We start from the raw sequence: 25,336 nt of genomic DNA on the forward strand, positions 1-25,336 counted from the left end.
GCGCTGGAAGCCACGTATTTACTGGGCTCCAGCGCGGTGATATTTTTTTGCAAGGGGTTTTGTTGTGGTGCGCGCATTGCTCCGAGGGCGGTCGGGCGGCATAATGTAGCCCCTTTTTTCTGCCCCTACATGTGGAAGGTTCCCGTGACTCAGAAGCCCGACCAGTGTCTTGGTGAATGGATCGACCGTGAAGCACTCGCTGAAGCGATGATTCCGCTTATCGGTCAGCTCTACCGCAATAACAACGTGGTGAGCTCGATCTATGGCCGCAGCCTGATCAACCAATCAGTCATCGCGATTCTCAAGGCTCATCGCTTTGCTCGCCATCGTTCCGCCGACGACAGCGAACTCTCCGTCCACGAAACATTCCCCCTGCTCAAGGCCATGAGCGAGCTCAAGCTTGGCGCGGCCTCGGTAGACCTGGGCAAGCTGGCCTATAAATTCCGCAAAGAAGGCGCTGGCCGCACCGCCGAGCAGTTCGTGCGTGAAGAAATGGCCGATGTGGTTGGCCAGCAAAACGCTGCTGCCCGCAAAGGCACCGACGTTGTGCTGTACGGCTTCGGTCGTATCGGCCGTCTGCTGGCGCGCATCCTGATCGAAAAAACCGGTGGCGGCGACGGCCTGCGCCTGCGTGCCATCGTGGTTCGTAAGGGTGCAGAAAACGACCTGACCAAACGCGCCAGCCTGCTGCGTCGCGACTCGGTACACGGTCCGTTCAACGGCACCATCGTCATCGACGAAGAAAACAACACCATCACCGCCAACGGTAACCTGATCCAGGTGATCTACGCGAAGAACCCGGCCGAGGTGGATTACACCCAGTACGGCATCAAGGACGCACTGCTGGTGGACAACACCGGTGTGTGGCGTGACGCCGAGGGCCTGGGCCAGCACCTGGCTTGCCCGGGTATCGACCGCGTTGTCCTGACTGCGCCTGGCAAGGGCAAGCTGAAGAACATCGTGCACGGCATCAACCATGCTGAAATCACCGCTGACGACAAGATCGTGTCCGCCGCTTCCTGCACCACCAACGCCATCGTGCCGGTGCTGAAAGCTGTGAACGACAAGTTCGGCATTGTTAACGGTCACGTTGAAACGGTTCACTCGTACACCAACGACCAGAACCTGATCGACAACTTCCACAAGGGCGATCGCCGTGGCCGTAGCGCCGCGCTGAACATGGTAATCACCGAGACCGGTGCTGCCACCGCTGCTGCCAAGGCCCTGCCTGAGCTGGCCGGCAAGCTGACCGGTAACGCGATCCGTGTTCCGACGCCGAACGTGTCGATGGCCATTCTCAACCTGAACCTTGAGAAAGCCGCCACCCGTGAAGAGATGAACGAGTACTTGCGCTACATGGCGCTGCACTCCGATCTGCATAAGCAAATCGACTTCGTCAACTCGCAGGAAGTGGTGTCCACCGACTTCGTTGGCTCGCGCCACGCTGGTGTGGTGGACGCTGAAGCGACCATCACCCAGGATAACCGCGTTGTTCTGTACGTCTGGTACGACAACGAATTCGGTTACAGCTGCCAGGTGGTTCGTGTGATGGAAGACATGGCCGGGGTTAACCCGCCAGCATTCCCGCGCTAAGCATCAGCGGTAAATGAAAAAGCCCCGACTGGTTCGGGGCTTTTTTATGTCTGTGGGTTTTGTAGTGGCTGGCAGGGCCTCTTCGCGAGCAAGTCGAATCGTCGCACCGCCGCTCCCACATTCGACCGCATCTCTTCAGGTGATACGCGGGTAAATGTGGGAGCGGGCTTGCTCGCGAAAGCGACCTATCAAGCGCCGCCGACTATCGAAGCCTGCGCGGTACGCAGTTCATGCCGATTGCCTTTAAACAGGATCAATGTGGCGATCAAACCCAGCACTGCCGCGCCGCTAAGCCAGATGCCCGGTGCCGCCTTGTTGTCCAGCACGTGGATCAGGTAGGTGCAAGCTGCCGGAGTAAAGCCACCAAAGGTCGCCGTCGCCAGGCTGTAGGCCAGGGAGAAACCGGTGGTACGCACTTCTACCGGCATGATTTCGGTCAGCGCTACAACCATCGCGCCGTTGTACGAGCCATACAGGAACGACAGCCAGAGCAGCACGATCAGCAGATGGCTGAAGCTCGGGTTGACCACCAGCCAGGACAGCGCCGGATATGCGGTGAGGATCGCCAGAATCGTCGCCCCCAGCAGCAGGGGTTTACGTCCGATCTTGTCGGACACTGCACCCATCACCGGCAGCCAGATGAAGTTGGAGATGCCGACGCACACGGTTACCAGCAAGGCGTCGAAGTCCGACAGGTGCAATTCGGCCTTGCCGAAGGTCGGGGTGTAGGCGGTGATCAGGTAGAACGACACGGTGGTCATTACCACCAGCGCCATGCCGGCGATCACGATGCCGAAGTTCTGGCCGATCGAGCGGACGATTTCCTGCAGGGTAGGGCGGTGTTTGCGTGCCTGGAATTCCGGGGTTTCTTCCAGGGAGCGACGAATCACGAAGATCACCGGCACGATCAGGCAGCCGATCAGGAACGGCACGCGCCAGCCCCAGTCACCCATTTCTTCCGGGCTGAGCCAGTGGTTCAGGCCCACGCCCAACAGACCGGCGAATACCACCGCGGCTTGCTGGCTGGCGGACTGCCAACTGACGAAGAAGCCTTTGCGGCCCGGGGTGGCGATTTCCGCCAGGTACACCGACACGCCGCCCAGCTCGACACCGGCGGAGAAGCCTTGCAGCAGGCGACCGAACAGCACGATCAGCGGCGCCGCGACGCCCAGGGTGGCGTACCCGGGCACGCAGGCAATCAGGACGGTACCGGCAGCCATCATCGCCAGGGTGATCACCAGACCCTTTTTTCGGCCGTGACGGTCGATGTAGGCACCGAGGAAAATCGCGCCCAGCGGACGCATCAGGAACCCGGCACCAAAGGTCGCCAGGGACAGCATCAGGGACGCGAAAGCGCTGTCGGTGGGGAAAAATGTCTTGGCAATGGCCGTGGCGTAGAAGCCATAGACCATGAAGTCGAACATCTCAAGGAAGTTACCGCTGACAACGCGAAAAATCGCCTTGCCCTTGCCCGTTGTAGTGGACATGTCATGCACTCATTTTGGCTATCTTATTGGTAATCCCTGGTCGCAACCGTCCTTGCTGTTGAAGCTCTGGCACGAGGCTGGCGCTGAACAGTTTTGTAACGATATGTGTATAAGACACCACAGGCAACAAAAAACCGATAGCAAGCTGGCAAATTGCCGCAGGCCTGCGGGTGATGAAAATCCAATGTGGGAGCGGGGCTTGCTCGCGAAAACGGTGTGTCAGTCAGCTTATAAGTCACTGATACACCGCATTCGCGAGCAAGCCCGCTCCCACAGGGTTTTTGCGATCAGTTGAGGAGGGTGTTTCGCAGGCTGTCGGACAAGCCCTTTGGTGCCAGCCAGATTCCCAGATAAGCCTTGGCCAACTCGTCATTGCGACTGCTGAACACCACCGTGCCGTTGATTTCCAGGTTCAGGCCGCGTTGAGGCTGGAAGTCCAGCGCATAACGGTCACCGCTGCGGATGTTGCGAAAGCTTTTGTGCAATTGATCCAGTTCAGGTTTCAGGCGGGCGAGGGCGGCGGGTGTTTGCTGGCGTTCAAGGCTGGCGGTGGCGGCCTTGATGACATCGTTGCGGTCGATATCGCGGAAGTAATACAGCTCCAGGCGCAGGTCTTTTTGCTGGTCCAGGGCCTGTTTGGCGCTCAGGTCAGGTTGGGCGAACAGCGCTGCGGCATACACATCCGCCCACAAATAGGTCAGGACGGCCTGGTTTTTTAGAATCAGTTGACGGGAGTGCGCAGGAAAGTCGGCCTGTTTGAGGCGATCAGCCTCATTCGCCAGCGCCGGGATCGAAAACATCAGCAATAAACAAACAATCACATGTCGCATAATGGCCCGTCCTGAAAGGTGCTTGCCTACAGGTTAATTCAATAACGAACGCTGTGTAGTAAAGGCAAAACTGGCCTACGACGCGACCAAGGGTTAATGTGCGCGGCGTTGAGCCTTCTATAGACTGTGCCCCGGCTCACACACTTGAGCCACATTGATCCTTCATGACCGCTGGCCGCGGCATGATTTAGCCAGGCGCCCAACCGTGCGCCCTGGCCTGTTCTGAGGAGTACGCATGGCTGTCTACAACTACGACGTAGTGGTACTGGGTTCGGGCCCAGCTGGAGAAGGTGCGGCGATGAACGCCGCCAAAGCAGGGCGCAAGGTGGCGATGGTCGATAGCCGTCGCCAGGTCGGCGGTAACTGCACCCACCTGGGTACCATCCCGTCCAAGGCCTTGCGTCACTCGGTGCGCCAGATCATGCAGTTCAACACCAACCCGATGTTCCGGGCCATTGGTGAGCCGCGCTGGTTCTCGTTCCCGGACGTGCTCAAGAGCGCTGAAAAAGTCATTTCCAAGCAGGTTGCATCGCGTACCGGCTTCTATGCCCGTAACCGCGTCGACCTGTTCTTCGGCACCGGCAGCTTCGCCGACGAGCAAACCGTCGAAGTGGTCTGCGCCAACGGCGTGGTCGAGAAGCTGGTGGCCAAGCACATCATCATCGCCACCGGCTCGCGTCCGTATCGCCCGGCGGATATCGATTTCCACCACCCGCGTATCTACGATAGCGACACCATCCTCAGCCTGGGCCACACCCCGCGCAAACTGATCATCTATGGCGCCGGCGTGATCGGCTGTGAATACGCCTCGATCTTCAGCGGCCTGGGTGTATTGGTCGAGCTGGTGGATAACCGCGACCAGTTGCTGAGCTTCCTCGACTCGGAAATTTCCCAGGCGTTGAGTTACCACTTCAGCAACAACAACATCACTGTGCGCCACAACGAAGAGTACGAGCGGGTCGAAGGCCTGGACAACGGTGTGATCCTGCACCTGAAATCCGGCAAGAAGATCAAGGCCGACGCCTTGCTGTGGTGCAACGGCCGTACCGGCAACACCGACAAGCTGGGCATGGAAAACATCGGTGTGAAGGTCAACAGCCGTGGCCAGATCGAAGTCGACGAGAACTACCGCACCTGCGTGACCAACATCTACGGTGCCGGTGACGTGATCGGCTGGCCAAGCCTGGCGAGTGCCGCCCACGACCAGGGCCGCTCGGCCGCTGGCAGCATTGTCGACAACGGCAGCTGGCGCTACGTCAACGACGTGCCGACCGGGATCTACACGATTCCCGAGATCAGCTCCATCGGCAAGAACGAGCACGAACTGACCAAGGCCAAGGTGCCTTACGAAGTCGGCAAGGCATTCTTCAAGAGCATGGCGCGTGCGCAGATCGCCGGTGAGCCCCAGGGCATGCTGAAGATCCTGTTCCACCGCGAGACGCTCGAAGTGCTCGGCGTGCATTGCTTCGGCTATCAAGCGTCGGAGATCGTGCACATCGGCCAGGCGATCATGAACCAGCCGGGTGAGCAAAATACCCTCAAATATTTCGTCAACACCACGTTCAACTATCCGACCATGGCTGAAGCCTATCGGGTAGCGGCCTACGACGGCCTCAACCGGCTTTTTTGAGCGGCTCCGGCCGGTGGCCTGAGCCGGCCGGGGAGACCGATTTCAGTAATTCCCGAGGGTGGCAGTGGCCAAACCGGGAAAGTCTGTAATCAGGCTATCTACGCCGAAGTCGGCGAGCCTGCGCATCAGCGCGGGTTCGTTGACTGTCCATACGGACACGTGCAAACCCTGGCGCTGGGCTTTTTCCAGACGCTCAGGGGTGCACAGCGTCCAGTTCAACGCCAGAATCTCACAGCCATAGTTGGCCGCGACCTTCAACGGGTCGAGCCAGGCGTATTCGGCTACCAGTCCTCGGGACAGGTCCGGAGTGAGGTCCAGCGCTGCTTTCAACACTTCTCGCGAGCTTGAGGTCACGGTGACCTTGTCCATCAGCCCGAAACGCTGCGCCATTTCACGGATCGCCAGCACGGTGGTTGCCGCGCGGGTGCGCGAGGCACTTTTGACTTCCAGTTGCCAGTGATCGAAGTCGCACTGTTCGAACAGCTCTTCCAGGCGTGGGATCGGGCAGGGATTGACCCAGCCCGGGCCGCCTTTGCGTGCGTCCATCTTGACCAGGTCGGCAGCCGAATACTCGACGACCTTGCCGCGCCGGTCGGTGGTGCGCTTGAGCGTCGGGTCGTGAATGACCATCAGCTCGCCGTCCATGGACAGGTGCAAATCCAGTTCGCAACGGCGCACGCCGTGCTTGAGGCATTCCTGGAAGCTGGTCAGGGTGTTTTCCGGTGCTTCGCCTTTGGCACCGCGGTGGCCATAAATCAGGGTCACAGTTGCTCCTTTACGCCAGGATTGCTGGCTGGATGGATGACGCTACGCGCCATTCAGTGTTCGTGTTCAGGTGTCGGATTCGTCGCTTTTTTCCCGCGCCAGGCGCCGTTCCTGGGCCTGTTTCTGCAGGATATAGCGCGCCAGCAACTGGCGTTGGGCATCGGTCATGGCTTCGAATTCCGTGCCGATTTCAAAACCGCCGGTCTTGGCGTCGCAATGGGTGACCTTGGCCCGCAGCAACAGGCCGAGGGCTTGTGGCATCAGCACCAGCTTGACCGCCAGGTGGCTGTCGGGCTGGATCGCCGTGGGGTTCAGAAACTCGATGCCGCCTTCGGAAATGACCACGGGCTGCGGCGTACCGATCTCGCCCAGCAGGCTTTGCGCCATGATCTGGCTGAGCAGATCCATGCGTTTGTTCTGCACTTTGAGGAAGGCGGCCAGGGTGCGGTCCCGCTCGCCGATCTGGCGCAGCAGGTGCTGGGATTCGAATTCACTCAGGTGCAACTCGCTGAGCAGATTGAACAGCGGCGAATCATCCAGCAACACTTCCTTGCTCAGCGCTTCCGGGCCCGACAGCGGGGTAATTTCCAGTGCGATCATGTCCTCGATACGGTAGTATTCGCGGCGATCTTCTTCATCTAATGTCGACATGGCGAACCCAAGGCAGCGGTGATGGTCTGAGTGTAAAGCTGCTTACCTGACCCCGCCACAAGGACGTCTTCTTTTCCTCCGAACAAGCCCCGACATGTTCAGACCTCTCTTCGTATTTATTGGCACGCGTTATACCCGTGCAAAACGTCGCAATCATTTTGTGTCGTTCATTTCCTTGACCTCGATGATCGGGCTCGCCCTTGGCGTTGTCGTGATGATCGTGGTGCTGTCGGTGATGAACGGCTTCGATCATGAGATGCGCACCCGCGTGCTGGGCATGGTGCCCCACGCGACCATCGAGTCGGGTGAGCCCATCAGCGACTGGCAAAGCCTGGCCGCCAAGGTCAAGCAGAACCCCAAAGTGCTGGCGGTTGCGCCCTTCACCCAGATGCAGGGCCTGTTGACCAATGACGGCAAGGTGCAGAAAGTCCTGCTCAATGCCATCGACCCGGCGCAGGAACGCAACGTCTCGATCATCGATAACTTCATGCAACAGGGCAAACTGGACGACTTGTCGCCCGGCAGCTTTGGCATTGCTATCGGCGACAAGGCCGCGGCCAAGCTCGGCGTGGGCATCGGCGACAAGCTGACCTTTGTCGCGCCGGAAGTCACCGTGACTCCGGCCGGCATGTTCCCGCGTATGAAGCGCTTTACCGTGGTCGGCATCTTCCATGTCGGCGCCGGTGAGATCGACGGCTACCTGGGTCTCACCAACCTGACCGACCTGGCCCGCCTGCATCGCTGGAAGCCGGATCAAGTACAGGGCCTGCGCCTCAAGTTCAACGACCTGTTCGACGCACCGCGTACCTCGTGGGAAATCGCCCAGCACCTGGGCGAAAACCAGTACTACGCCCGCGACTGGACCCGAACCCACGGCAACCTGTACCAGGCCATCCGCATGGAAAAAGCCATGATCGGCCTGCTGTTGCTGCTGATCGTCGCCGTCGCCGCCTTCAATATCATTTCCACGCTGGTGATGGTGGTGAATGACAAGAAGGGCGATATCGCCATCCTGCGCACCCTTGGCGCCACGCCGGGGCAAATCATGGCGATATTCATGGTCCAGGGCACGGTGATCGGCGTAGTCGGCACCTTGATTGGCACCGTGGTGGGGATTCTCGCCGCGTTGAACGTGAGTGCCGCCATCGCCGGGCTGGAAGTGTTGATCGGCCACAAATTCTTGAACTCCGACGTCTACTTCATTGACTACTTGCCGTCCCAGGTGCAGAGCCAGGACGTGTTGATGGTTGGCGCTTGCGCGTTGGTCCTGAGTTTCCTTGCCACCCTGTATCCAGCCTGGCGCGCGGCACGTACCCAGCCGGCGCAGGCTTTACGTTATGAGTGAATCGGGCATGATTGAAAAAGCAATCCTGAGCTGCCGCAACCTGGGCAAATCCTACGAGGAAGGCCCGGAATCCGTGGTGGTGCTGTCCAACCTGCAGCTGGAACTGCATCCGGGCGAGCGCGTGGCGATCGTTGGCAGTTCCGGTTCCGGCAAAAGTACCTTGTTGAACCTGTTGGGCGGCCTTGATACGCCGTCCCAGGGCAGTGTCTGGCTGGCTGGCGAAGAACTGTCGGCCCTGGGCGAGAAGGCCCGTGGCCAGTTGCGCAACCGTTCGCTGGGTTTTGTGTACCAGTTCCACCACTTGCTGCCTGAGTTCACCGCCCTGGAAAACGTCTGCATGCCGCTGTTGATCGGCAAGACCGCGATTCCCGAGGCGCGCCAGCGTGCCAAGGCGTTGCTGGAGCGGGTCGGCCTGGGCCATCGCCTGGAGCACAAACCGGCTGAATTGTCCGGCGGCGAGCGCCAGCGTGTGGCGATTGCCCGTGCCCTGGTCAACAACCCGGGCCTGGTAATGCTCGACGAGCCCACCGGTAACCTCGACGCCCACACCGCCCAGGGCATCAAGGACTTGATGCTGGAACTGAGCACCCAGATGCGCACCGCGTTCCTGGTGGTGACCCATGACATGAGCATGGCCCGTCAGATGGACCGTGTGCTGCACCTGCAGGAAGGTCATCTGGTCGCCATCTGACCTGTTTCAAGCCCGGCGCCCGGCGCCGGGTTTTCTATTTTTTCAACGGTGCCCGCGAATGTTCAGACCGTTATCGATTTTCATCGGCACGCGCTATACCCGCGCCAAGCGCCGCAACCGTTTTGTTTCGTTTATCTCGATGACCTCGATGATCGGCCTCGCCCTGGGCGTGCTGGCGATGATTGTGGTGTTGTCGGTAATGAACGGCTTCCAGCGGGAAATGAGCTCACGCATCCTTGGCATGGTGCCCCACGCGACCATCGTGGGTGTGAAGCCGATCAGCGACTGGCAGCCGGTGGCCGCCGCTGCAATGAAGAACCCTGAAGTGACCGCCGCCGTGCCGTTCACCGAGATGGACGGCATGCTCTCCTACAAGGGCGCGATGCAGCCGATCCAGATCAGCGGTGTGGACCCTGCCCAGGAAGGCAAGGTGTCGATTGTTGCCCAGCATATCGTCCAGGGCCATCTGGAAGACCTGAAGCCGGGCGAGTTTGGCGTGGTGATCGGTGAGATCACCGCCCGGCGTTTCCGCCTGAACGTTGGCGACAAGCTGACCCTGATCGTGCCGGAAATCAGCAGCGCGCCCGGTGGCATCACCCCGCGCATGCAGCGTTTGAACGTGGTCGGCGTATTCAAGGTGGGGGCTGAGCTGGATGGCTCCATGGCCTTGATCCACATGGCCGACGCCGCCGAGATACAGCATTGGGAGCCGAACCAGGTGCAAAGCGTGCGCCTGGCGGTGAAAGACTTGTATGCCGCACCCAAGGTCTCGGCGGATATCGCCGCCAGCCTCGGCGCCGACTACAAGGCCGATGACTGGACCCACACCCAGGGCAGCCTGTTCAGCGCGATGAAGATGGAAAAGACCATGATCGGCCTGCTGTTGCTGATGATCGTTGCCGTGGCGGCGTTCAACATCATCGCGACCTTGATCATGGTGGTGAACGACAAGGGCGCCGACATTGCGATCCTGCGCACCATCGGCGCCACGCCACGGCAGATCATGGCGATCTTCATGGTGCAGGGCACGGTGATCGGGATCGTCGGTACCTTGATCGGCGGCATTCTCGGTGTGATTGCGGCGCTGAACGTCAGTGAACTGGTGGGGTGGCTGGAGCGGGTGACCGGGCAGCATATCTTCAGTTCGGACGTGTATTTCGTCAGCAACCTGCCTTCGGAGTTGCAGGGCGGGGATGTGTTGCTGATTTGCTCGGCAGGGTTTGTGTTGAGCTTTTTGGCGACGATCTATCCGGCGTATCGGGCTGCGAAGATTGAGCCGGCGCATGCCCTCAGGTATTCGTAATTCTTAAGACCGCCTTCGCGAGCAAGCCCCACACATTTCGATCGCGTTCTTCCTGAATGCACTCGGTCAAAATGTGGGAGCGGGCTTGCTCGCGAAAGGGCCGGTACAGCTTGCATCAATGCCTTTGCGGCAACACCATCACAAACCGCGTCCAGCCCGCCCCCGACTCACAGAAAATCCGCCCTCCATGGGCTCGCACAATCGACTGGGTAATCGCCAACCCTAGCCCCGCATGCTCGCTGCTCCCTTCGTGACGCGCCGGATCTGCCCGGTAAAACCGGTCAAACAACCTTGGCAACAACGCCTCTGGAATGCCTTCCCCGGTATTTTCCACGCTCAACGTTACGCCTTGCATATCCTCGACAATCCGCACACTGACATCGCCACCCGGAGGGGTGAACCGCAGCGCGTTATCCAGCAGATTGGAAATCGCCCGGCGCAACATGCTGCGGTCACCTGAAGTGTTGGCACCCCCTTCCCGAACCAACCGCACCTGAAGGTCTTCCGCCAACGGCGCAAAAAACTCCAGCAGTGCATCCACTTCGTCCGCCAGCACCAGGGGTTCGCGCTTGGGCGCCAGCAGCCCATGGTCCGACTTGGCCAGGTACAACATGTCATTGACCAACTGTGCCATCCATTGCAGTTCCTCGAGGTTGCTGTGCAGGGCCTCGCGGTAGTCTTCCAGCGCCCGTGGCTGCGTGAGGATGACCTGGGTCTGTGTCAGCAAATTCGACAGTGGCGTGCGCAATTCATGGGCAATGTCGGCAGAAAATGCCGAGAGCCGCTGGAAGGCATCGTCCAGGCGCCCAAGCATCGCGTTGAAGGACTGGGCCAGTTCCGCCAGTTCGACCGGCATTTGTTCCTGGGGCAGGCGCTGGGTCAGGGACTGGGCGGATACGCTGCCGGCCACTTCGCTCATGCGCCGCAGTGGTCGCAACCCGCTGCGGGCGGCCCAGGCACCGAGCAGGGCAGTGGCCAGGGCGGAAAGTCCGACGGTCAACCAGATCAGATGCTGCATGCGTTGCAGGAAGTGTTGATGGTGGGTGATGTCGAGCATCAGCGTCAGTCGTGGAGAGTCCGCGTTACCAGGCACCAGCGGCACGTTGTACACGCGGTAATCGGTTCCGGCGTTCTGCACGCTGTGCAGGCCAGGCGCCTGGGGCAGGGTGATGCCGGGGGCACCGTCGAACCAGCGCTCATCGCCAGCGGTAATGCGCAGGGCCAGGTCGGGCTGGCGGTTGAGCTCCTCCCGCAGCTTTGTTTCTCGTAAGGCAAATCGTTCGGGCGTGTCGGCACCTTGCAATGTGCTGCGCAGCGCTATCAGCTTGCCGTCGAGCAACTGCTGGTCCAGCTCGATAAAGTGCGCCTCGCTGGCATGGTTGAACAGCACGCCGGCCAACAGCGAAACCACGGCGGTACAACCGGCAAACAGCAGTGCCAGGCGGCTGGCCAGGGAAATCCGTTTCATCAACTGAATCGCTCCTCAAGCACATAGCCCATGCCGCGCACGGTATGGATCAGCTTGTTGGGAAAGTTATCGTCGACCTTCAGGCGCAGGCGGCGGATCGCGACTTCGATGATGTTGGTGTCGCTGTCGAAGTTCATGTCCCACACCTGAGAGGCAATCAGCGACTTGGGCAAGACTTCGCCCTGACGTCGCAGCAACAGTTCCAGCAGGGAAAACTCCTTGGCCGTCAGGTCGATGCGTTGGCCGTCGCGTTCTACCCGGCGGCGGATCAGGTCCATGCGCAGGTCGGCCAGTTGCAGGCTGGTTTCCTGAGGCGGGCTGCTGCCACGGCGCAACAGGCTGCGTACCCGGGCCAGCAGTTCGGAAAAGGCAAAGGGCTTGACCAGGTAATCGTCGGCGCCCAGTTCCAGGCCATGCACCCGGTCTTCCACGGCATCTCGCGCGGTAAGGAACAGTACCGGCATGTCGAGCCCAGCGTTGCGCACGGCCTGGAGGATCTGCCAGCCATCGCGACCCGGCAGCATCACATCGAGGATCAACAGGTCGTAGTCGCCGGTCAGCGCCAGATGCTGGCCAGTGGTGCCGTCGGCCACCAGTTCGGTGTTGAACCCGGCCTCGGCCAGGCCCTGGCGCAGGTAGTGGCCGGTTTTCGGTTGGTCTTCGACGATCAGCAGTTTCATGGGCGGCTCATGGCTTTACGTAAACACAGACTTTATACAGCGCAGGTCCTGAGGCAGGCTCAAGCTGACAAAGTTGTAATCTGGCCGTCAGCTGGCTGGCAGCGGCGCGTTCGTAAAGTGTCCCACAGACTGATTCCGAACCTTTGGAGTGTGACCATGTTTTTGCATAAATCCTGGCTGTTGGCGGGCTGCCTGATGGCGCTGAGTCTTCCGGTGCTGGCATCTCCAGCTGAAACCTTCGCCTTCGGTGAGGCTGCGCCCGCCGCCAAGGCCACGCGCACGGTGGAAGTGGTGCTGCAGGACATTTCCTTTTCGCCCAAGGCCATCGATGTAAAAGCCGGTGAGACCGTGCGCTTTGTGCTGGTCAACAAAGGCCAGTTGCTCCACGAGTTCAATCTTGGCGACGCTGCGATGCACGCCGCGCATCAGCAAGAAATGCTCAAGATGCAGGCCAGCGGCATGCTGACGGCCACCGGCATGAAAATGGGCGATATGGACCACAGTGCGATGGGTCACGGCGACATGGGCGGCATGAAACATGACGATCCCAACAGCGTGCTGGTAGAGCCCGGCAAGACTGCCGAACTGACCTGGACCTTCACCAAAGCCACCGGCCTGGAGTTTGCCTGCAACATCCCCGGCCACTACCAGGCGGGCATGGTCGGCAAGCTGACGGTCAGCCAGTAAGCCATTGACGGGCAAAGGCGGGTAGAATGGCGGCGTTTATTTAGCCAGGTTTCCGCCATGCATCCCGCAGCCGAACATTCGCCGCTGGGCAAGTCCAGTGAATACATCTCCACCTACACCCCGTCGTTGCTGTTCCCGATTCCCCGCGCTGCCAAGTGGGCCGAGCTGGGCCTGAGCGCCGAGACCCTGCCGTATAAAGGCGTGGACTTCTGGAACTGCTTCGAACTGTCCTGGCTGCTGCCGTCCGGCAAGCCAGTGGTGGCCATCGGTGAATTCAGTATTCCGGCCGACTCGCCGAATATCATCGAGTCGAAGTCCTTCAAGCTGTACCTCAATTCGCTGAACCAGACCGCGTTTGCCGATGTGCAAAGCCTTGAGGCCACCTTGCGTACCGACCTGAGTGCCGCTGCCGGCAAGCCGGTTGGCGTGCGCATCCGCAGCCTGGGCGAGGTTGAAGCCGAAGGCGTGGTCGCGTTGCCAGGTGTGTGCATTGATGACCTGGACATTACCGTCAGCAACTACGAGCACCCGCGCCCTGAACTGCTGCGTTGCGACGATTCGCGCGTGGTGGAGGAGAGCGTCCACAGCCATCTGCTCAAGTCCAACTGCCCGGTGACCAGCCAGCCTGACTGGGGCAGTGTGGCGGTGGAGTACCGCGGCGCGGCGCTGGATCACGCCAGCCTGCTGGAGTACCTGGTGAGCTTCCGTCAGCACTCGGACTTCCATGAACAGTGCGTGGAGCGAATCTTTCTCGACCTGCAGCGCTTGCTCAAGCCGGAAAAACTGACGGTGTATGCGCGGTATGTGCGTCGCGGCGGGCTGGATATCAACCCGTATCGCAGTACTGAAGATCTGCAGTTCCAGAACCTGCGACTGGCTCGTCAGTAGCCTTCACACAAAATAAATGTGGGAGCGGGCTTGCTCGCGAAAGCGGTGTATCAGCCAGCCTATGTATCAGCTGACGGACCGCATTCGCGAGCAAGCCCGCTCCCACATTTGATAGGTGTCCGGCTATTAAATCCCGATGTTACCCAGGGTCACCACAATATTGCGCAAGGTTCCGGCAATGCCTGGGTGGTCCAGTTCGAAGCGTTCTACCGCCAGGTTCACACCATCGGCGATGCTTGGATCCTGAATGGCGCCTTCCAGTGGCTCCTGAACTTCGAGTTCAGCAATCAATGTTTGCAGCTCTTCGCGCTTTTCGAGGGGCATTTCTGGATTCTGATCCAATTGCTCGCGCAAAGTTTTGACCTGTTCTTGCAGTTGTTCGCGGGCAGGCATGGCGTTCTTCCTTTTATCGATAGGCACTGGCATAGACCGCGGCACGCCGTGAAAGGTCTACGGGCTGACCTGTAGATTAATCCACTGGCGCCGACTGTGCATGATCTCGATCAGGGCTTCTCGCCTTTGAGCTGGCGCAGGCTGATGTCGGCCAGGCAGGTGTGCAGTTCGCCAAGGTGGTCAATGACCGAATGCACGCCCAGGCCATAGAGCGCGACAGTGGCTTTGGCGCGCTTATGCTCGCGTTCCTTCTCGGTAAGTGCTTGCCATTGCTCCGGGGAAAGCCCGCACAGTGAGCCGCAGGACGCCAGGCCGATGGTCCACAGGCCGGCGTTGAGCCCCGATTGCAGCAGGCGCGGTTCGCCACTGACCAGGACGCAGCCTTCCAGGCGCTCGATGTTCAGCTCCATCAAGGCCTGCCAGCACGCGTGGGGCGCGGGCCAGCGGGTGGAGGAGGGTTTGGCGGCCTTGATCCAGCGTGGCAGCCCTGCAGCCAGAGGTGTGGAAACCGAAAGAGGTAGCTCGTCCAGCCATGCGCAGGGGATGCGCTGTTCTTCGAGGCTGCGCAGGATCTTCAGGGCGCCGACAGTGGCATGCGGATCGCTTGAAGGTGTGGAGTCGGCACGGGCCAGGGAACCAAAATCCACCAGGCAGCCACTCAGCCCGAACAGTACGGCCGTCAAGGACGGGGCGCTGGCAGTAACAATTTCGGCGTGTGGCATTTCGACGTCCCTGAAATAGCAGTGACGCTATCGAACGCGGATGACAAGCAAGTTACATCTGCGGCATTTGTAGGGTTTTTGTGCATTTACTCGAATGACATTTCTGCAAGGCTGCCTAATCTGACACTTCCGTCATATACTGACGGCCTCATTCAGGGCATAGCGCCCATGACAGACCATTCAAGGAGTTCAAGCTATGCGCTGGAGCCAATGTCTAGCTCAGCTGTCCGTATGTGCGAGTATTTTGCTGGTTCCTTTCGTGGCCCAGGCGGCCTCGGAAGATGATCCATGGGAAAGCGTCAACCGCCCGATCTTCACCTTCAACGACACCGTTGACACCTACGCCCTCAAGCCTTTGGCCCAAGGCTATCAGTTCGTGACCCCGCAATTCGTGCAGGACGGCGTGCACAACTTCTTCCGCAACATCGGCGACGTCGGCAACTTTGCCAACGACGTGTTGCAACTCAAGCCGCACGCGGCTGGCGTCGACACGGCTCGCCTGCTGATGAACACCACGTTCGGCGTGCTGGGCTTCATTGATGTCGGCACCAAAATGGGGCTGCAACGCAATGACGAAGACTTCGGCCAGACTCTCGGCCATTGGGGCGTCGACAGCGGTCCCTACGTGATGCTGCCACTGCTGGGCCCCAGCACCCTGCGTGACGCGCCGTCCAAGTATGTGGACGGCTACACCCAGCCATACCGCTACATGAACGATATCGGCTGGCGCAACAGCACCTTCGGCCTGAATATCGTCGACACGCGTGCCAGCCTGCTGTCCTCCGAGAAGCTGATCAGCGGCGATAAATACACCTTCATCCGCAACGCTTACCTGCAGAACCGCGAGTTCAAGGTCAAGGATGGCAAGGTTGTAGACGATTTTTAAGCTTCAGGCTTGAATCAGGAAGGCGGCCCTCGGGTCGCCTTTTTTGTGGGCGGCATTCAAGGTTTATCCGTGGGTTACGTGCTTACTTTAAGTCGCGGTTTTATGCGTTCTTATAACTACCGGTGATTTGCGATGTAAAGACGCCCGGCGACCATCGCCGTGAGCTTGAAACCCCTGGCGGATGGGAGTACCGTCTGCGCCTTAGAAGGGCACCTCTGCTTTACCTTTGTGCATGGGCAATATCCCGGCACTTTGTAGGACAGAGAGGCTAGAAAGCGAATCCAGTAGTACGCCCGGCCATTGTCGAGCTGCCTACGCCAACCTAATTCTGGCGCCGTTTGCCCACATGCAGAAAACCAGTGCCACGCTGCTGATAATCGATGACGACGAAGTAGTGCGCGCGAGTCTCGCGGCCTATTTGGAAGACAGTGGCTTCAGCGTCCTGCAGGCCAGCAACGGCCTCCAGGGTCTCCAGGTATTCGAGCGCGACAAGCCCGACCTTGTGATCTGCGACCTGCGCATGCCCCAGGTGGGCGGCCTCGAGCTGATCCGCCAGGTGACTGACCTTTCCCCGCAGACACCGGTGATTGTCGTGTCCGGTGCCGGTGTGATGAATGATGCGGTCGAGGCCTTGCGCCTGGGCGCTGCCGACTACCTGATCAAGCCCCTGGAAGATTTGGCCGTACTGGAGCACTCGGTGCGCCGTGCCCTGGATCGTGCACGGTTGCTGCTGGAAAACCAGCGTTACCGTGAAAAGCTCGAAACCGCCAACCGCGAACTCGAAGCCAGCCTGAACCTGCTCCAGGAAGACCAGAACGCCGGTCGCCAAGTGCAGATGAACATGCTGCCGGTGAGCCCGTGGAGCATCGACGAGTTCAAGTTTGCCCACCAGATCATCCCGTCGCTGTACCTGTCGGGTGATTTTGTCGATTACTTCCGCGTTGATGAGCGGCGAGTCGCGTTCTACCTGGCCGACGTTTCCGGCCACGGCGCCTCCTCGGCATTCGTGACCGTGTTGTTGAAGTTCATGACCACACGGCTGTTATTCGAATCCAAGCGCAATGGCACCTTGCCGGAGTTCACTCCTTCGCAAGTGCTGGGCCACATCAACCGGGGCCTGATCAGCTGTAAGCTGGGCAAGCACGTGACGATGGTCGGCGGCGTGATTGATGAAGAAACAGGTCTTTTGACCTACAGCATTGGCGGTCACCTGCCATTGCCGGTTTTATACACTCCAGACAGTGTGCGCTACCTGGAAGGGCGTGGTTTGCCAGTGGGCTTGTTCAATGAAGCCACCTACGAAGACCACATCCTGGAATTGCCGCCGACTTTCAGCTTAACGCTGATGTCCGACGGTATCCTGGACCTTTTGCCAGAGCCTACACTCAAAGAGAAAGAAGCCGCCTTACCCCAACGGGTCAGGTCGGCGGGCGGCAGCCTGGATGGCCTGCGGCAGGTTTTTGGATTGGCCACGCTAGGGGAGATGCCGGATGATATCGCCCTATTGGTGTTGAGCAGGAATCTTTGATGAGTACCGGAAGAATCCAATTCGCCGAGCAAGACGGGACGTTTGTCCTGAAGTTTGTCGGTGAAGTGCGCCTGACCTTGTGTTCGGCGCTGGATGCGACGATTGAGCGGATCTTCACAGCCTTGAATTTCTCGGCGATCGTGATCGATCTGACCGAAACCCGCAGCATCGATAGCACCACCCTTGGGCTGTTGGCCAAGTTGTCCATTCTGTCTCGGAAGAAGGTCGGACTGCTGCCGACTGTCGTCACCACCCACGAAGACATCACCCGTCTGTTGCAGTCCATGGGCTTCGATCAAGTGTTCAACATCGTTGACCGCCCGATCCCGTGCCCGGAATGCCTGACCGACCTGCCATCCCAGGACCAGTCCGAGGAAGTGGTACGGGTCAAGGTGCTGGAAGCCCACAAGATCCTGATGGGCTTGAACGACTCCAACCGCGAGGCGTTCCACGACCTGGTGAATGCGCTGGAGCGGCACTAATTCCCAGCTGAAACACTGTCAAAGTGTGGGAGGGGGCTTGCTCCCGAAAGCGGTGGGTCAGTAGTGAATATAGCGACTGACGCCCTGTATTCGGGAGCAAGCCCCCTCCCACATTTTTAACTGAGTTCGGCTCGAAATCGGCTAATACAAAAAAGGGCGGCACCCTCACAGGTGCCGCCCTTTTTGTCGCCGCCGCTTTTACAGCTTGGCGGCCAACAGCGCTTCGAGCTTTTCCTGGTCGCGGGCGAACTGACGAATGCCCTCGGCCAGCTTCTCGGTAGCCATCGCGTCTTCGTTGGATTCCCAACGGAACTGCGCCTCGGTCAGGTGCACACGCGCCTCACCGGCATGGCCTGGCGCCAACTTGCGCTCCAGCTTGCCATTGTCGGCAGCCAGTTTTTCCAGCAAGTCCGGGCTGATGGTCAGGCGGTCGCAACCGGCCAGCTCTTCGATCTGGCTCAGGTTACGGAAGCTCGCACCCATTACCACGGTCTTGTAGCCATTGGCCTTGTAGTAGTTGTAGATGCGCGTCACCGACTGCACGCCCGGATCCTCGGAGCCGGTGTAGTCGTTGCCGTTGGCTTTCTTGTACCAGTCGTAGATACGGCCTACGAATGGCGAAATCAGGAACACGCCGGCTTCAGCGCAAGCCACGGCCTGTGCGAAGGAGAACAGCAGCGTCAGGTTGGTCTGGATGCCTTCCTTTTCCAGCTGCTCGGCGGCGCGGATGCCTTCCCAGGTGGAAGCGATCTTGATCAGCACGCGGTCGCGGCCAACGCCGGCCTTGTCGTACAGGTCGATCAGACGATGCGCGCGCTTGAGTACGGCGTCAGTGTCGAACGACAGGCGGGCATCCACCTCTGTGGAAATACGGCCGGGCACCACTTTCAGGATTTCCTGGCCGACGGCTACTGCGAAACGGTCGCTCGCCAGGCCTACGTCGCCGTTGCAGTCAGCAACGCACTCGTCCAACAGCTTGGCGTAGCCTGGGATCGACGCGGCCTTGAGCAGCAGGGAAGGGTTGGTCGTGGCATCTTGTGGCTTGAGCTTGGCGAGGGTAGAAAAATCGCCGGTATCGGCTACTACAGTGGTGAATTGCTTGAGTTGTTCCAGCTTGGAAGTCATGGGCGTGCTCTGTCCTGTGGGTCTGATGACATTACCCGAGCGCCGACAGCCGCTCAAGGGCGCAAATGCATTCGATCGTTTGCGAGGGCAACAACCTGAAAACAGCCGTTTGAATCACCGGCCAATGCTCAATAGGAGGCCAAAACAGCCAGCAGGTTCAACCCAACTGCCCGATGACCACCCGATCAAACGTCGGGAGCAGCCTTGCCTCTGCAGCCACCCCCATCTTCCTGACATCCCCCCATCCAAATGTGGAGCGGGCTTGCTCGCGAAGGCGTCGTGTCAGCCACCCAATAAACCCACTGACACCCAAATCACCGCCCCTCCAGCAACTCCCCGGCCTTATCCAGCAACGCCAGCGGATCACTGGCCTTATGAATATCCACCGACAACAACTGCCGAAACTTCCGCGCCCCCGGGAAACCCGTCCCCAGCCCCAGTACGTGGCGGGTGATGTGGTGCATCGAGCCACCGGTCGCCAAGTGTTCGGCTATATAAGGACGCAACTGCGCGAGCGCCTCGGCGCGGGTGATCACAGGTGCAGTACTGCCAAACAGCTGCTGATCCACCTCGGCCAACAAATACGGATTGTGATAAGCCTCGCGACCCAGCATCACACCGTCGAAGGTCTGTAGATGTTCCTGGCACTGTTCGAGGGTCTTGATTCCGCCGTTGAGGATGATCTCCAGTTCAGGGAAATCCTGCTTCAACTGCGCCGCCACGTCATAGCGCAACGGAGGAATGTCCCGATTCTCCTTCGGTGACAGCCCTTCCAGAATGGCGATCCGCGCATGCACGGTGAAACTGGTGCAACCCGCGTCCTTCACCTGGCCGACGAAATCGCACAGCTCGGCATAACTGTCCCGGCCGTTGATGCCGATGCGGTGCTTTACCGTCACCGGGATCGAGACCGCGTCCTGCATCGCCTTCACGCAATCCGCCACCAAGGCAGGGTGAGCCATGAGGCAGGCGCCAATCATATTGTTTTGCACCCGGTCGCTGGGGCAGCCGACATTGAGGTTCACCTCGTCGTAACCGGCGTCCTGGGCCATGCTGGAGCAGGCGGCCAGGTCGGCGGGGACGCTACCGCCCAACTGCAGGGCGAGTGGGTGCTCGGCCTCGTTGTGGCGCAGGAAGCGTTCGTGGTCGCCGTGGAGGATTGCGCCGGTGGTGACCATCTCGGTGTAAAGGAGGGCGTTTTGGGAGAGGAGGCGCAGGAAGAAGCGGCAGTGTCTGTCCGTCCAATCCATCATCGGAGCAACAGAGAAGCGACGGGAAAGCGATGGCGTTGGTGCTATAGGTGAGGACATTAGGATCTGAGATGGATAAGGCGAAGGGCGGACAGTTTAACAGGAATGGTCCTGGTCCCGTGGTGGTCAGTGCCAGAGCTTCAGCCACCCTGGCACGGTTCAGCTTATTTCTTCTTTTTGTCCGGGGCTTGAGTCAACGCTGAAGCCGCCACCGATTTCACATCCGGCGGAGTGGTTGGATCCGCCAGCAGCTTGGCTGCTTTTGAAGCGACGCTTTCACTGGTTTTTTCGTCTTTAGCCATTACTTGAGCTTCCCTCTATGTAGGCCGCAGGATCATCTGAATTGATGCCTGGTTGGCTTTAATATGTAGGGGCTAACGGTTGATATCGCCAATCAGAATATGTGCCGGGATAATTCGTCGCCAAAACGACATCAACCTGAACCGATCCTGTCCCACGGCAAAGTTTCATAATTCCCACCGGTATTGAGGCCTACGCTCAGCCCATAAGCCCACAGGGAACTGAAAAATGATCTCCAATATCTCCAATATCTTCAAGGTCGTGATGGTCGCTGGCACTTTGCTGTTAGCCGCTTGTTCGTCGGGTTCATCGGGCATGAGTAGCGACCTGAGTAGCGACCCGTGTTTTTCAGGGGGATGCCAAGCCTTTGGGGACCATAGCCCCAGCAAAGCCGCCAAGATGAATTTTGGCGGCAATGCGCTGGGGAGTAGTTACGGGGAGTATGGTTCGGGGTTGTTGCATGATGACTGACTGAGCGGGGGGGGGCAGTCATTTACTCGGTGACTGACCCACCGCTTTCGCGAGCAAGCCCGCTCCCACATTGGATTGTGGGCGGGCGTTGGAGGTGTGGCGTCAGTGGCCGCCTTTCATGCGGCGGGCGATCAGGTAGATGCCCAAGCCAACCAGTGCCGTGGCAGCGCCGATGTAACCCGTGCTGGTCCACCCGTATCCCGCCGTAATCGCCATCCCACCCAGCCACGGCCCCAGCGCATTCGCCAGGTTGAACGCCGCGTGGTTGGACGCCGCCGCCAGGCTCGGTGCCTCATGCGCAATGTCCATCAAGCGGATTTGCAGCGGCGCGGCCATGGCGATCATGGTGCCGACCAGGCCAATACCCAGCAGTACGCTCCACAGCGAACTGGCGGCGAAGGTGAAGAAGATCAGCACGGCCATCGACCACACCATGATCCAGCCCACTGCGCGAAATTGCAGGCGATCAAACAGCTTGCCGCCGGCGATGTTGCCGATGATGCCGCCTGCGCCAAACGCGGCCAGACCGAAGGGGATCCACTGCGGCGACACTTTGGTCACTTCGAGCATGGTCGGCGCCAGGTAGCTGAACACGCAGAACATCCCGGCAAACCCGATAGCGCCAATCGACAACGCCATCCACACCTGTGGTTTGGTGAAAGCGCGCAGTTCTTTGCGTGGGTCGCTGCGGGGTTCGTCGTGGCGATCCGGTACGAATTGCCAGACCAGCGCGATGGTGCACAGGGCGATGGCGCTGACCAGTGCAAACGCCGAGCGCCAGCCAAAATGTTGACCGAGGAAGGTGGCGATGGGGTTGCCGAGCAGCATGGCCAGGGTCAGGCCCATCATCACCCGCGCGACAGCGCCGGCACGTTTGTCGTTGGGCACCATGCTGGAGGCGACCACCGCGGCGATGCCGAAGTAGGCGCCGTGGGGCAGGCCGCTGATAAAGCGGAAAGCCACCAGCGAGCCGAAGGTTGGGGTAAACGCCGTGGCCAGGTTGCCTAGGGCATAAAGGCCCATCAGCAACAGAAGCATGTGTTTACGCAGCAACGCGGCGCCGAGGATGGCCAGCAGCGGGGCGCCGACCATCACGCCCAGCGCATAGGCGCTGATGGCGTGGCCGACCTGCGGTTCGCTGAGATTGAGGTTGTGGGCGATGTCGGGCATCAGGCCCATGATGGCGAATTCGCCGGTGCCGATAGCGAACGCGCCCACGGCCATGGCAGCTTCCATTTTGGCGGCGCTGCGCGCGGGCAGCAGGTGCCCGGGGGTTTGGTGGATGGACATAGATCGCTCTGTTTGGATGGATGACACGGTGGAGAGCCGCCGATGCTACGCAAGCAGCGGCTAGGGTGTCTAGAACAGCCTTTTGCGCGAGCGTTCCATCTCTTTGGCGAAAGCCTTCATTCCGATGTGTGCTCCTCCAGGAAGTCCAGCAAATGCCCGCAAAACACTTGCGGCGCTTCTTCCATCACGAAATGCCCGCAGTCAGCAATGATCGCCCCGCGCAGGTCAGATGCGCGCCCCTCCAGCGTCACCAGCGGTGCGTCGTTGGTGGCGTGTTCGGCACCGATGGCTAACACCGGCATTTCCAAAAGGCGAGTTGCTCGGCATTGGTTTTGTCGGATGGTTTCGGGAATCGCGCGGTAATAATCAAACCCTGCGCGCAGCCCACCTGGGGATGAATAGGCGCGGATGTAGACGTCGGAGGCGACGGCATCGCGGTGAAAGGCCCAGCGATCAAACATGAAATTGAGATAGGTTTCTTCACGTCCGGTAATCAGCGCTTCGGGCAGGTCCTGGACTTGATTGAATAGAAAGTGCCAGAGAAAGATGTTCTGTTGCGGCGCGACGAATATCGGGGGCGGTGGGGCAAGGCCAGGTATGACGGCTTCGGTTAGGGTGAGTGTACGCACGGCCTGTGGCTGGTCACTCGCCAGCGCATAACCCACCCACATCCCGACGTCGTGTCCCACGACGTGGTAACGCGTGATATCAAGCGCCAGCAAGGCCCTGTGCAGCACATCGGCAATATTGCCGGTGTCGTAGCCCTTTTCAGGCTGATCTGAATTGCCCAGCCCTGGCGGGTCCACGGCGATAGCCTTGAAGCCCTTATCAGCCAAGGCTTGCATGACATGTCGAAAGGCGTACCAGGTTTGTGGCCAGCCCGGTATCAGCAACACGGGGGCGCCGCTGCCTGCCATCACGCAGTGGAGCTTCCTGCCATCAACCCGCACGTAATGATGAGTGAACCCGTCGGCGGTACTCAGGGATGTAGCCTTCGCTGCGTTCATTGGCGTGCCTCAAGCGGTTGAGTCAGGCCGAGCATGGCCTGGATTTGCTGCGGGTTTACCGGTGCTCCGGCGAAGTCATCGAAGATGCGGTCGGTGACGCCGATGATGTGGCGGTTGATGAAATCAACGCCTTCCCGAGCGCCGTCCTCCTGGTTTTTCAGGCAGCACTCCCATTCCAGCGTCGCCCAGCCTGGGTAATCGTATTGGGCAAGCTTGGAGAAGATGCCTTTGAAATCCACCTGCCCATCCCCCAGCGAGCGGAAGCGTCCAGCACGCTCGGCCCATGGGCTGTAGCCGCCGTAGATGCCTTGGCGGCCAGTGGCGTTGAACTCGGCATCCTTGACGTGAAACATGCGGATGAAAGATTGGTAAATGTCCAGATAGCTCAGGTAATCCAACTGCTGCAGCACAAAGTGGCTAGGGTCGAACAGGATTTTGCAGCGCGAATGCTGGCCTACGCGCTCATAGAAACGCTCGAAGCTGGTGCCGTCGTGCAGGTCCTCACTGGGGTGGATCTCGTAGCAAAGGTTGACGCCGTTTTCTTCAGCCAAATCCAAAAGTGGTCGCCAGCGTCGTGCCAACTCGTCGAATGCGGCGTCGATGAGCCCTTCCGGGCGTTGGGGGAAGGGGAACAAATAGGGCCAGGCGAGGGAGCCGGAAAACGTGCCCAGGTCTGCGAGCCCCAGCCGTTGGGAGGCGATGATGCTCATCTGCATGCGTTCGATGGCCCACTCCGTGCGTGCCTTGGGGTTACCCCGCAAAGGCGCAGGGATGGACGCGTCCCACATCGCGTCGTAGGCAGGATGCACGGCGACCAACTGGCCGAAGATGTGGCTGGTCAGTTCGCTGATCTGCAAACCGTAACCAGCGAGCTTGTCATTGATCTCATCGCAGTAGCTTTGGCTGCGGGCTGCCAGTTCGACGTTGAAGAAGCGGGTATCCCATGCGGGAATCTGCAGCGCTTTGAATCCCTTCGCTTTGGCCCACCCAGCGATGCTGTCCAGGCTGTTGAACGGCGGTTCGTCATGGCTGAATTGCGCCAGATGCAAGCTGGGGCCTTTAAGAGTACGCATCGAAATGTTCCTATTGTTTGTCGGTCGACAAAGAATAGGGGCGCAGGTTTGTTAACGTCAACCCGATATGCGTTAAAGTGACGAAATTACACCGACAGGTAACTGATTAATGGCCGGACGTCCGCGCGAATTTGATAGGGAAGCCGCTCTGGAGCGCGCCATGTGGCTATTCTGGGAGCAAGGTTACGAGGGCACGAGCATGTCTGCGTTGGTAGCTGCCCTGGGGATTGCTTCGGCGAGGATCTATGCTGCTTTTGGCAGTAAAGAAGCGTTGTTCCGCGAAGCCGTGGCCTTGTATGAACAAGATGAAGGTGGTTTTGCTGACCGCGCGCTGCAGATAACGGGTGTGAGAGAGGCGATCAGGCGCATGTTGGACGATGCCATCACCACCTATACGCAGCCCGGTCGGCCCAGTGGTTGTCTGGTCGTCAGTGCCGCAAGCAGTACCAGCCCGGACGGCGACGATATTCAGCAATGGTTGCGTGAACACCGCAGGCAACGCACCGATTCAATCATCGCCAGGCTGCAGCAAGCCAAGGCCTGCCAGGAGCTTGGCGAGGACGCAGATGTGCAGGCCATGGGCGATTTTTACGCGACCTTCCTGCACGGTATTTCGATTCAGGCACGGGATGGTGTGCCTGCCGACCGCCTGCGTCAGTCGGTCGACCTGGCGTTAAGCCTGCTGCCCGTAGAACCACCGAGTCTAGAACAGACGCCCGATCTCGTCCGAGCGTGATATTCTGCGCGCCATCTTGGTCTAGTCTCTATCGGGTACGTACATCCGTATACGT

At 59.6% G+C, this 25,336-nt stretch carries 26 protein-coding genes; 12 read left to right on the plus strand and 14 right to left on the minus strand.

Annotation, left to right across the window (positions count from 1 at the left end; all coding sequences use genetic code 11):
- Positions 1–129 precede the first annotated feature (129 nt).
- Positions 130–1,593 carry a glyceraldehyde-3-phosphate dehydrogenase gene (locus AU074_RS26485; protein ID WP_076017242.1) on the plus strand — a complete coding sequence of 488 codons (1,464 nt, stop codon included), beginning with the start codon at positions 130–132 and terminating at the stop codon, positions 1,591–1,593.
- A gap of 188 nt (positions 1,594–1,781) precedes the next feature.
- Here AU074_RS26485 and AU074_RS26490 read toward each other — a convergent pair whose 3' ends face one another.
- Together AU074_RS26490 and AU074_RS26495 are read right to left on the minus strand one after the other, a co-directional pair.
- Entirely contained in the window at positions 1,782–3,080 is a 1,299-nt protein-coding gene (locus AU074_RS26490; RefSeq protein WP_076017243.1) for an MFS transporter, read from the minus strand.
- A gap of 287 nt (positions 3,081–3,367) precedes the next feature.
- Positions 3,368–3,910 carry a chalcone isomerase family protein gene (locus AU074_RS26495; RefSeq protein ID WP_076017244.1) on the minus strand — a complete coding sequence of 181 codons (543 nt, stop codon included), beginning with the start codon at positions 3,908–3,910 and terminating at the stop codon, positions 3,368–3,370.
- 235 nt (positions 3,911–4,145) lie between these two features.
- On the opposite strand from AU074_RS26495, the gene sthA reads away from it, so the two are divergent.
- Positions 4,146–5,540: a Si-specific NAD(P)(+) transhydrogenase gene (gene sthA / locus AU074_RS26500; protein WP_076017245.1), complete on the plus strand. Its 1,395-nt coding sequence runs from the start codon at positions 4,146–4,148 to the stop codon at positions 5,538–5,540.
- Between the two features lie 42 nt (positions 5,541–5,582).
- Here the strand turns inward: sthA and AU074_RS26505 are convergent, their stop codons facing one another.
- Together AU074_RS26505 and AU074_RS26510 are read right to left on the minus strand one after the other, a co-directional pair.
- Positions 5,583–6,305 (minus strand): glycerophosphodiester phosphodiesterase family protein, encoded by a 723-nt coding sequence (locus AU074_RS26505; protein WP_003218946.1) that lies wholly within the window; start codon positions 6,303–6,305, stop codon positions 5,583–5,585.
- Between the two features lie 66 nt (positions 6,306–6,371).
- Positions 6,372–6,956, minus strand: coding sequence for a PilZ domain-containing protein (locus tag AU074_RS26510; RefSeq protein WP_003218944.1), 585 nt, complete (start codon positions 6,954–6,956; stop codon positions 6,372–6,374).
- Between the two features lie 94 nt (positions 6,957–7,050).
- Between AU074_RS26510 and AU074_RS26515 the strand changes: the two genes are divergently transcribed.
- The 3 genes from AU074_RS26515 to AU074_RS26525 are packed head-to-tail and all read left to right on the plus strand — an operon-like array spanning position 7,051 to position 10,295.
- Positions 7,051–8,301, plus strand: coding sequence for a lipoprotein-releasing ABC transporter permease subunit (locus AU074_RS26515; RefSeq protein ID WP_076017246.1), 1,251 nt, complete (start codon positions 7,051–7,053; stop codon positions 8,299–8,301).
- A 7-nt stretch (positions 8,302–8,308) separates the two neighbouring features.
- The gene (lolD, locus tag AU074_RS26520; RefSeq protein WP_167662618.1) at positions 8,309–8,992 is read left to right on the plus strand and encodes a lipoprotein-releasing ABC transporter ATP-binding protein LolD; all 684 of its coding nucleotides are present in this window, start codon (positions 8,309–8,311) and stop codon (positions 8,990–8,992) included.
- Positions 8,993–9,050: 58 nt separating this feature from the next.
- The gene (locus tag AU074_RS26525; RefSeq protein ID WP_076017248.1) at positions 9,051–10,295 is read left to right on the plus strand and encodes a lipoprotein-releasing ABC transporter permease subunit; all 1,245 of its coding nucleotides are present in this window, start codon (positions 9,051–9,053) and stop codon (positions 10,293–10,295) included.
- A gap of 115 nt (positions 10,296–10,410) precedes the next feature.
- Here AU074_RS26525 and AU074_RS26530 read toward each other — a convergent pair whose 3' ends face one another.
- Positions 10,411–11,763, minus strand: a complete 1,353-nt coding sequence (locus AU074_RS26530) for a heavy metal sensor histidine kinase (protein ID WP_076017249.1) — start codon at positions 11,761–11,763, stop codon at positions 10,411–10,413.
- Entirely contained in the window at positions 11,763–12,443 is a 681-nt protein-coding gene (locus AU074_RS26535; protein WP_076017250.1) for a heavy metal response regulator transcription factor, read from the minus strand. Before AU074_RS26535 ends, AU074_RS26530 begins: the two co-directional genes overlap by 1 nt.
- Before the next feature lie 156 nt (positions 12,444–12,599).
- Between AU074_RS26535 and AU074_RS26540 the strand changes: the two genes are divergently transcribed.
- Both AU074_RS26540 and queF read left to right on the plus strand, forming a co-directional pair.
- A complete protein-coding gene (locus tag AU074_RS26540) occupies positions 12,600–13,130 on the plus strand; it encodes a plastocyanin/azurin family copper-binding protein (protein WP_076017251.1) in 531 nt (176 codons plus the stop codon).
- Positions 13,131–13,187: 57 nt separating this feature from the next.
- A complete protein-coding gene (gene queF / locus AU074_RS26545; protein ID WP_076017252.1) occupies positions 13,188–14,018 on the plus strand; it encodes an NADPH-dependent 7-cyano-7-deazaguanine reductase QueF in 831 nt (276 codons plus the stop codon).
- A gap of 126 nt (positions 14,019–14,144) precedes the next feature.
- On the opposite strand, the gene AU074_RS26550 is transcribed toward queF, so the two are convergent.
- Both AU074_RS26550 and AU074_RS26555 read right to left on the minus strand, forming a co-directional pair.
- The gene (locus AU074_RS26550; RefSeq protein WP_076017253.1) at positions 14,145–14,411 is read right to left on the minus strand and encodes a DUF4404 family protein; all 267 of its coding nucleotides are present in this window, start codon (positions 14,409–14,411) and stop codon (positions 14,145–14,147) included.
- Between the two features lie 110 nt (positions 14,412–14,521).
- A complete protein-coding gene (locus AU074_RS26555; protein WP_076017254.1) occupies positions 14,522–15,133 on the minus strand; it encodes a phosphatase in 612 nt (203 codons plus the stop codon).
- A 196-nt stretch (positions 15,134–15,329) separates the two neighbouring features.
- On the opposite strand from AU074_RS26555, the gene AU074_RS26560 reads away from it, so the two are divergent.
- From AU074_RS26560 to rssC, 3 genes are all read left to right on the plus strand, one after another.
- Positions 15,330–16,019 (plus strand): VacJ family lipoprotein, encoded by a 690-nt coding sequence (locus tag AU074_RS26560; protein ID WP_076017255.1) that lies wholly within the window; start codon positions 15,330–15,332, stop codon positions 16,017–16,019.
- A 346-nt stretch (positions 16,020–16,365) separates the two neighbouring features.
- Positions 16,366–17,547, plus strand: a complete 1,182-nt coding sequence (gene rssB / locus AU074_RS26565; protein ID WP_017477221.1) for a two-component system response regulator RssB — start codon at positions 16,366–16,368, stop codon at positions 17,545–17,547.
- Entirely contained in the window at positions 17,547–18,029 is a 483-nt protein-coding gene (gene rssC / locus AU074_RS26570) for an anti-sigma factor antagonist RssC (protein WP_076017256.1), read from the plus strand. Before rssB ends, rssC begins: the two co-directional genes overlap by 1 nt.
- 198 nt (positions 18,030–18,227) lie before the next feature.
- Here rssC and tal read toward each other — a convergent pair whose 3' ends face one another.
- The 3 genes from tal to AU074_RS34225 all read right to left on the minus strand — a co-directional run bounded on the left by tal (position 18,228) and on the right by AU074_RS34225 (position 20,706).
- Positions 18,228–19,154 carry a transaldolase gene (gene tal / locus AU074_RS26575; RefSeq protein ID WP_076017257.1) on the minus strand — a complete coding sequence of 309 codons (927 nt, stop codon included), beginning with the start codon at positions 19,152–19,154 and terminating at the stop codon, positions 18,228–18,230.
- 314 nt (positions 19,155–19,468) lie between these two features.
- The gene (dusA, locus tag AU074_RS26580; protein ID WP_076017258.1) at positions 19,469–20,464 is read right to left on the minus strand and encodes a tRNA dihydrouridine(20/20a) synthase DusA; all 996 of its coding nucleotides are present in this window, start codon (positions 20,462–20,464) and stop codon (positions 19,469–19,471) included.
- 104 nt (positions 20,465–20,568) lie between these two features.
- Positions 20,569–20,706 carry a hypothetical protein gene (locus AU074_RS34225; RefSeq protein WP_167410166.1) on the minus strand — a complete coding sequence of 46 codons (138 nt, stop codon included), beginning with the start codon at positions 20,704–20,706 and terminating at the stop codon, positions 20,569–20,571.
- A 226-nt stretch (positions 20,707–20,932) separates the two neighbouring features.
- On the opposite strand from AU074_RS34225, the gene AU074_RS26585 reads away from it, so the two are divergent.
- A complete protein-coding gene (locus tag AU074_RS26585) occupies positions 20,933–21,175 on the plus strand; it encodes a hypothetical protein (RefSeq protein ID WP_076017259.1) in 243 nt (80 codons plus the stop codon).
- 102 nt (positions 21,176–21,277) lie between these two features.
- Here AU074_RS26585 and AU074_RS26590 read toward each other — a convergent pair whose 3' ends face one another.
- From AU074_RS26590 to AU074_RS26600, 3 genes are all read right to left on the minus strand, one after another.
- Complete coding sequence (locus tag AU074_RS26590; RefSeq protein WP_076017260.1) at positions 21,278–22,465, minus strand: MFS transporter; 1,188 nt, start codon at positions 22,463–22,465, stop codon at positions 21,278–21,280.
- A 116-nt stretch (positions 22,466–22,581) separates the two neighbouring features.
- Positions 22,582–23,472, minus strand: a complete 891-nt coding sequence (locus AU074_RS26595) for an alpha/beta fold hydrolase (protein ID WP_076017261.1) — start codon at positions 23,470–23,472, stop codon at positions 22,582–22,584.
- Positions 23,469–24,545, minus strand: a complete 1,077-nt coding sequence (locus AU074_RS26600) for a sugar phosphate isomerase/epimerase (protein ID WP_076017262.1) — start codon at positions 24,543–24,545, stop codon at positions 23,469–23,471. The genes AU074_RS26595 and AU074_RS26600 overlap by 4 nt, the downstream gene beginning before the upstream one ends.
- A 109-nt stretch (positions 24,546–24,654) precedes the next feature.
- Between AU074_RS26600 and AU074_RS26605 the strand changes: the two genes are divergently transcribed.
- Entirely contained in the window at positions 24,655–25,281 is a 627-nt protein-coding gene (locus AU074_RS26605) for a TetR/AcrR family transcriptional regulator (RefSeq protein ID WP_076017263.1), read from the plus strand.
- Positions 25,282–25,336 lie beyond the last annotated feature (55 nt).

Origin of the sequence: Pseudomonas sp. ATCC PTA-122608 (assembly GCF_001952855.1) — a bacterium.
Classification (GTDB): domain Bacteria; phylum Pseudomonadota; class Gammaproteobacteria; order Pseudomonadales; family Pseudomonadaceae; genus Aquipseudomonas.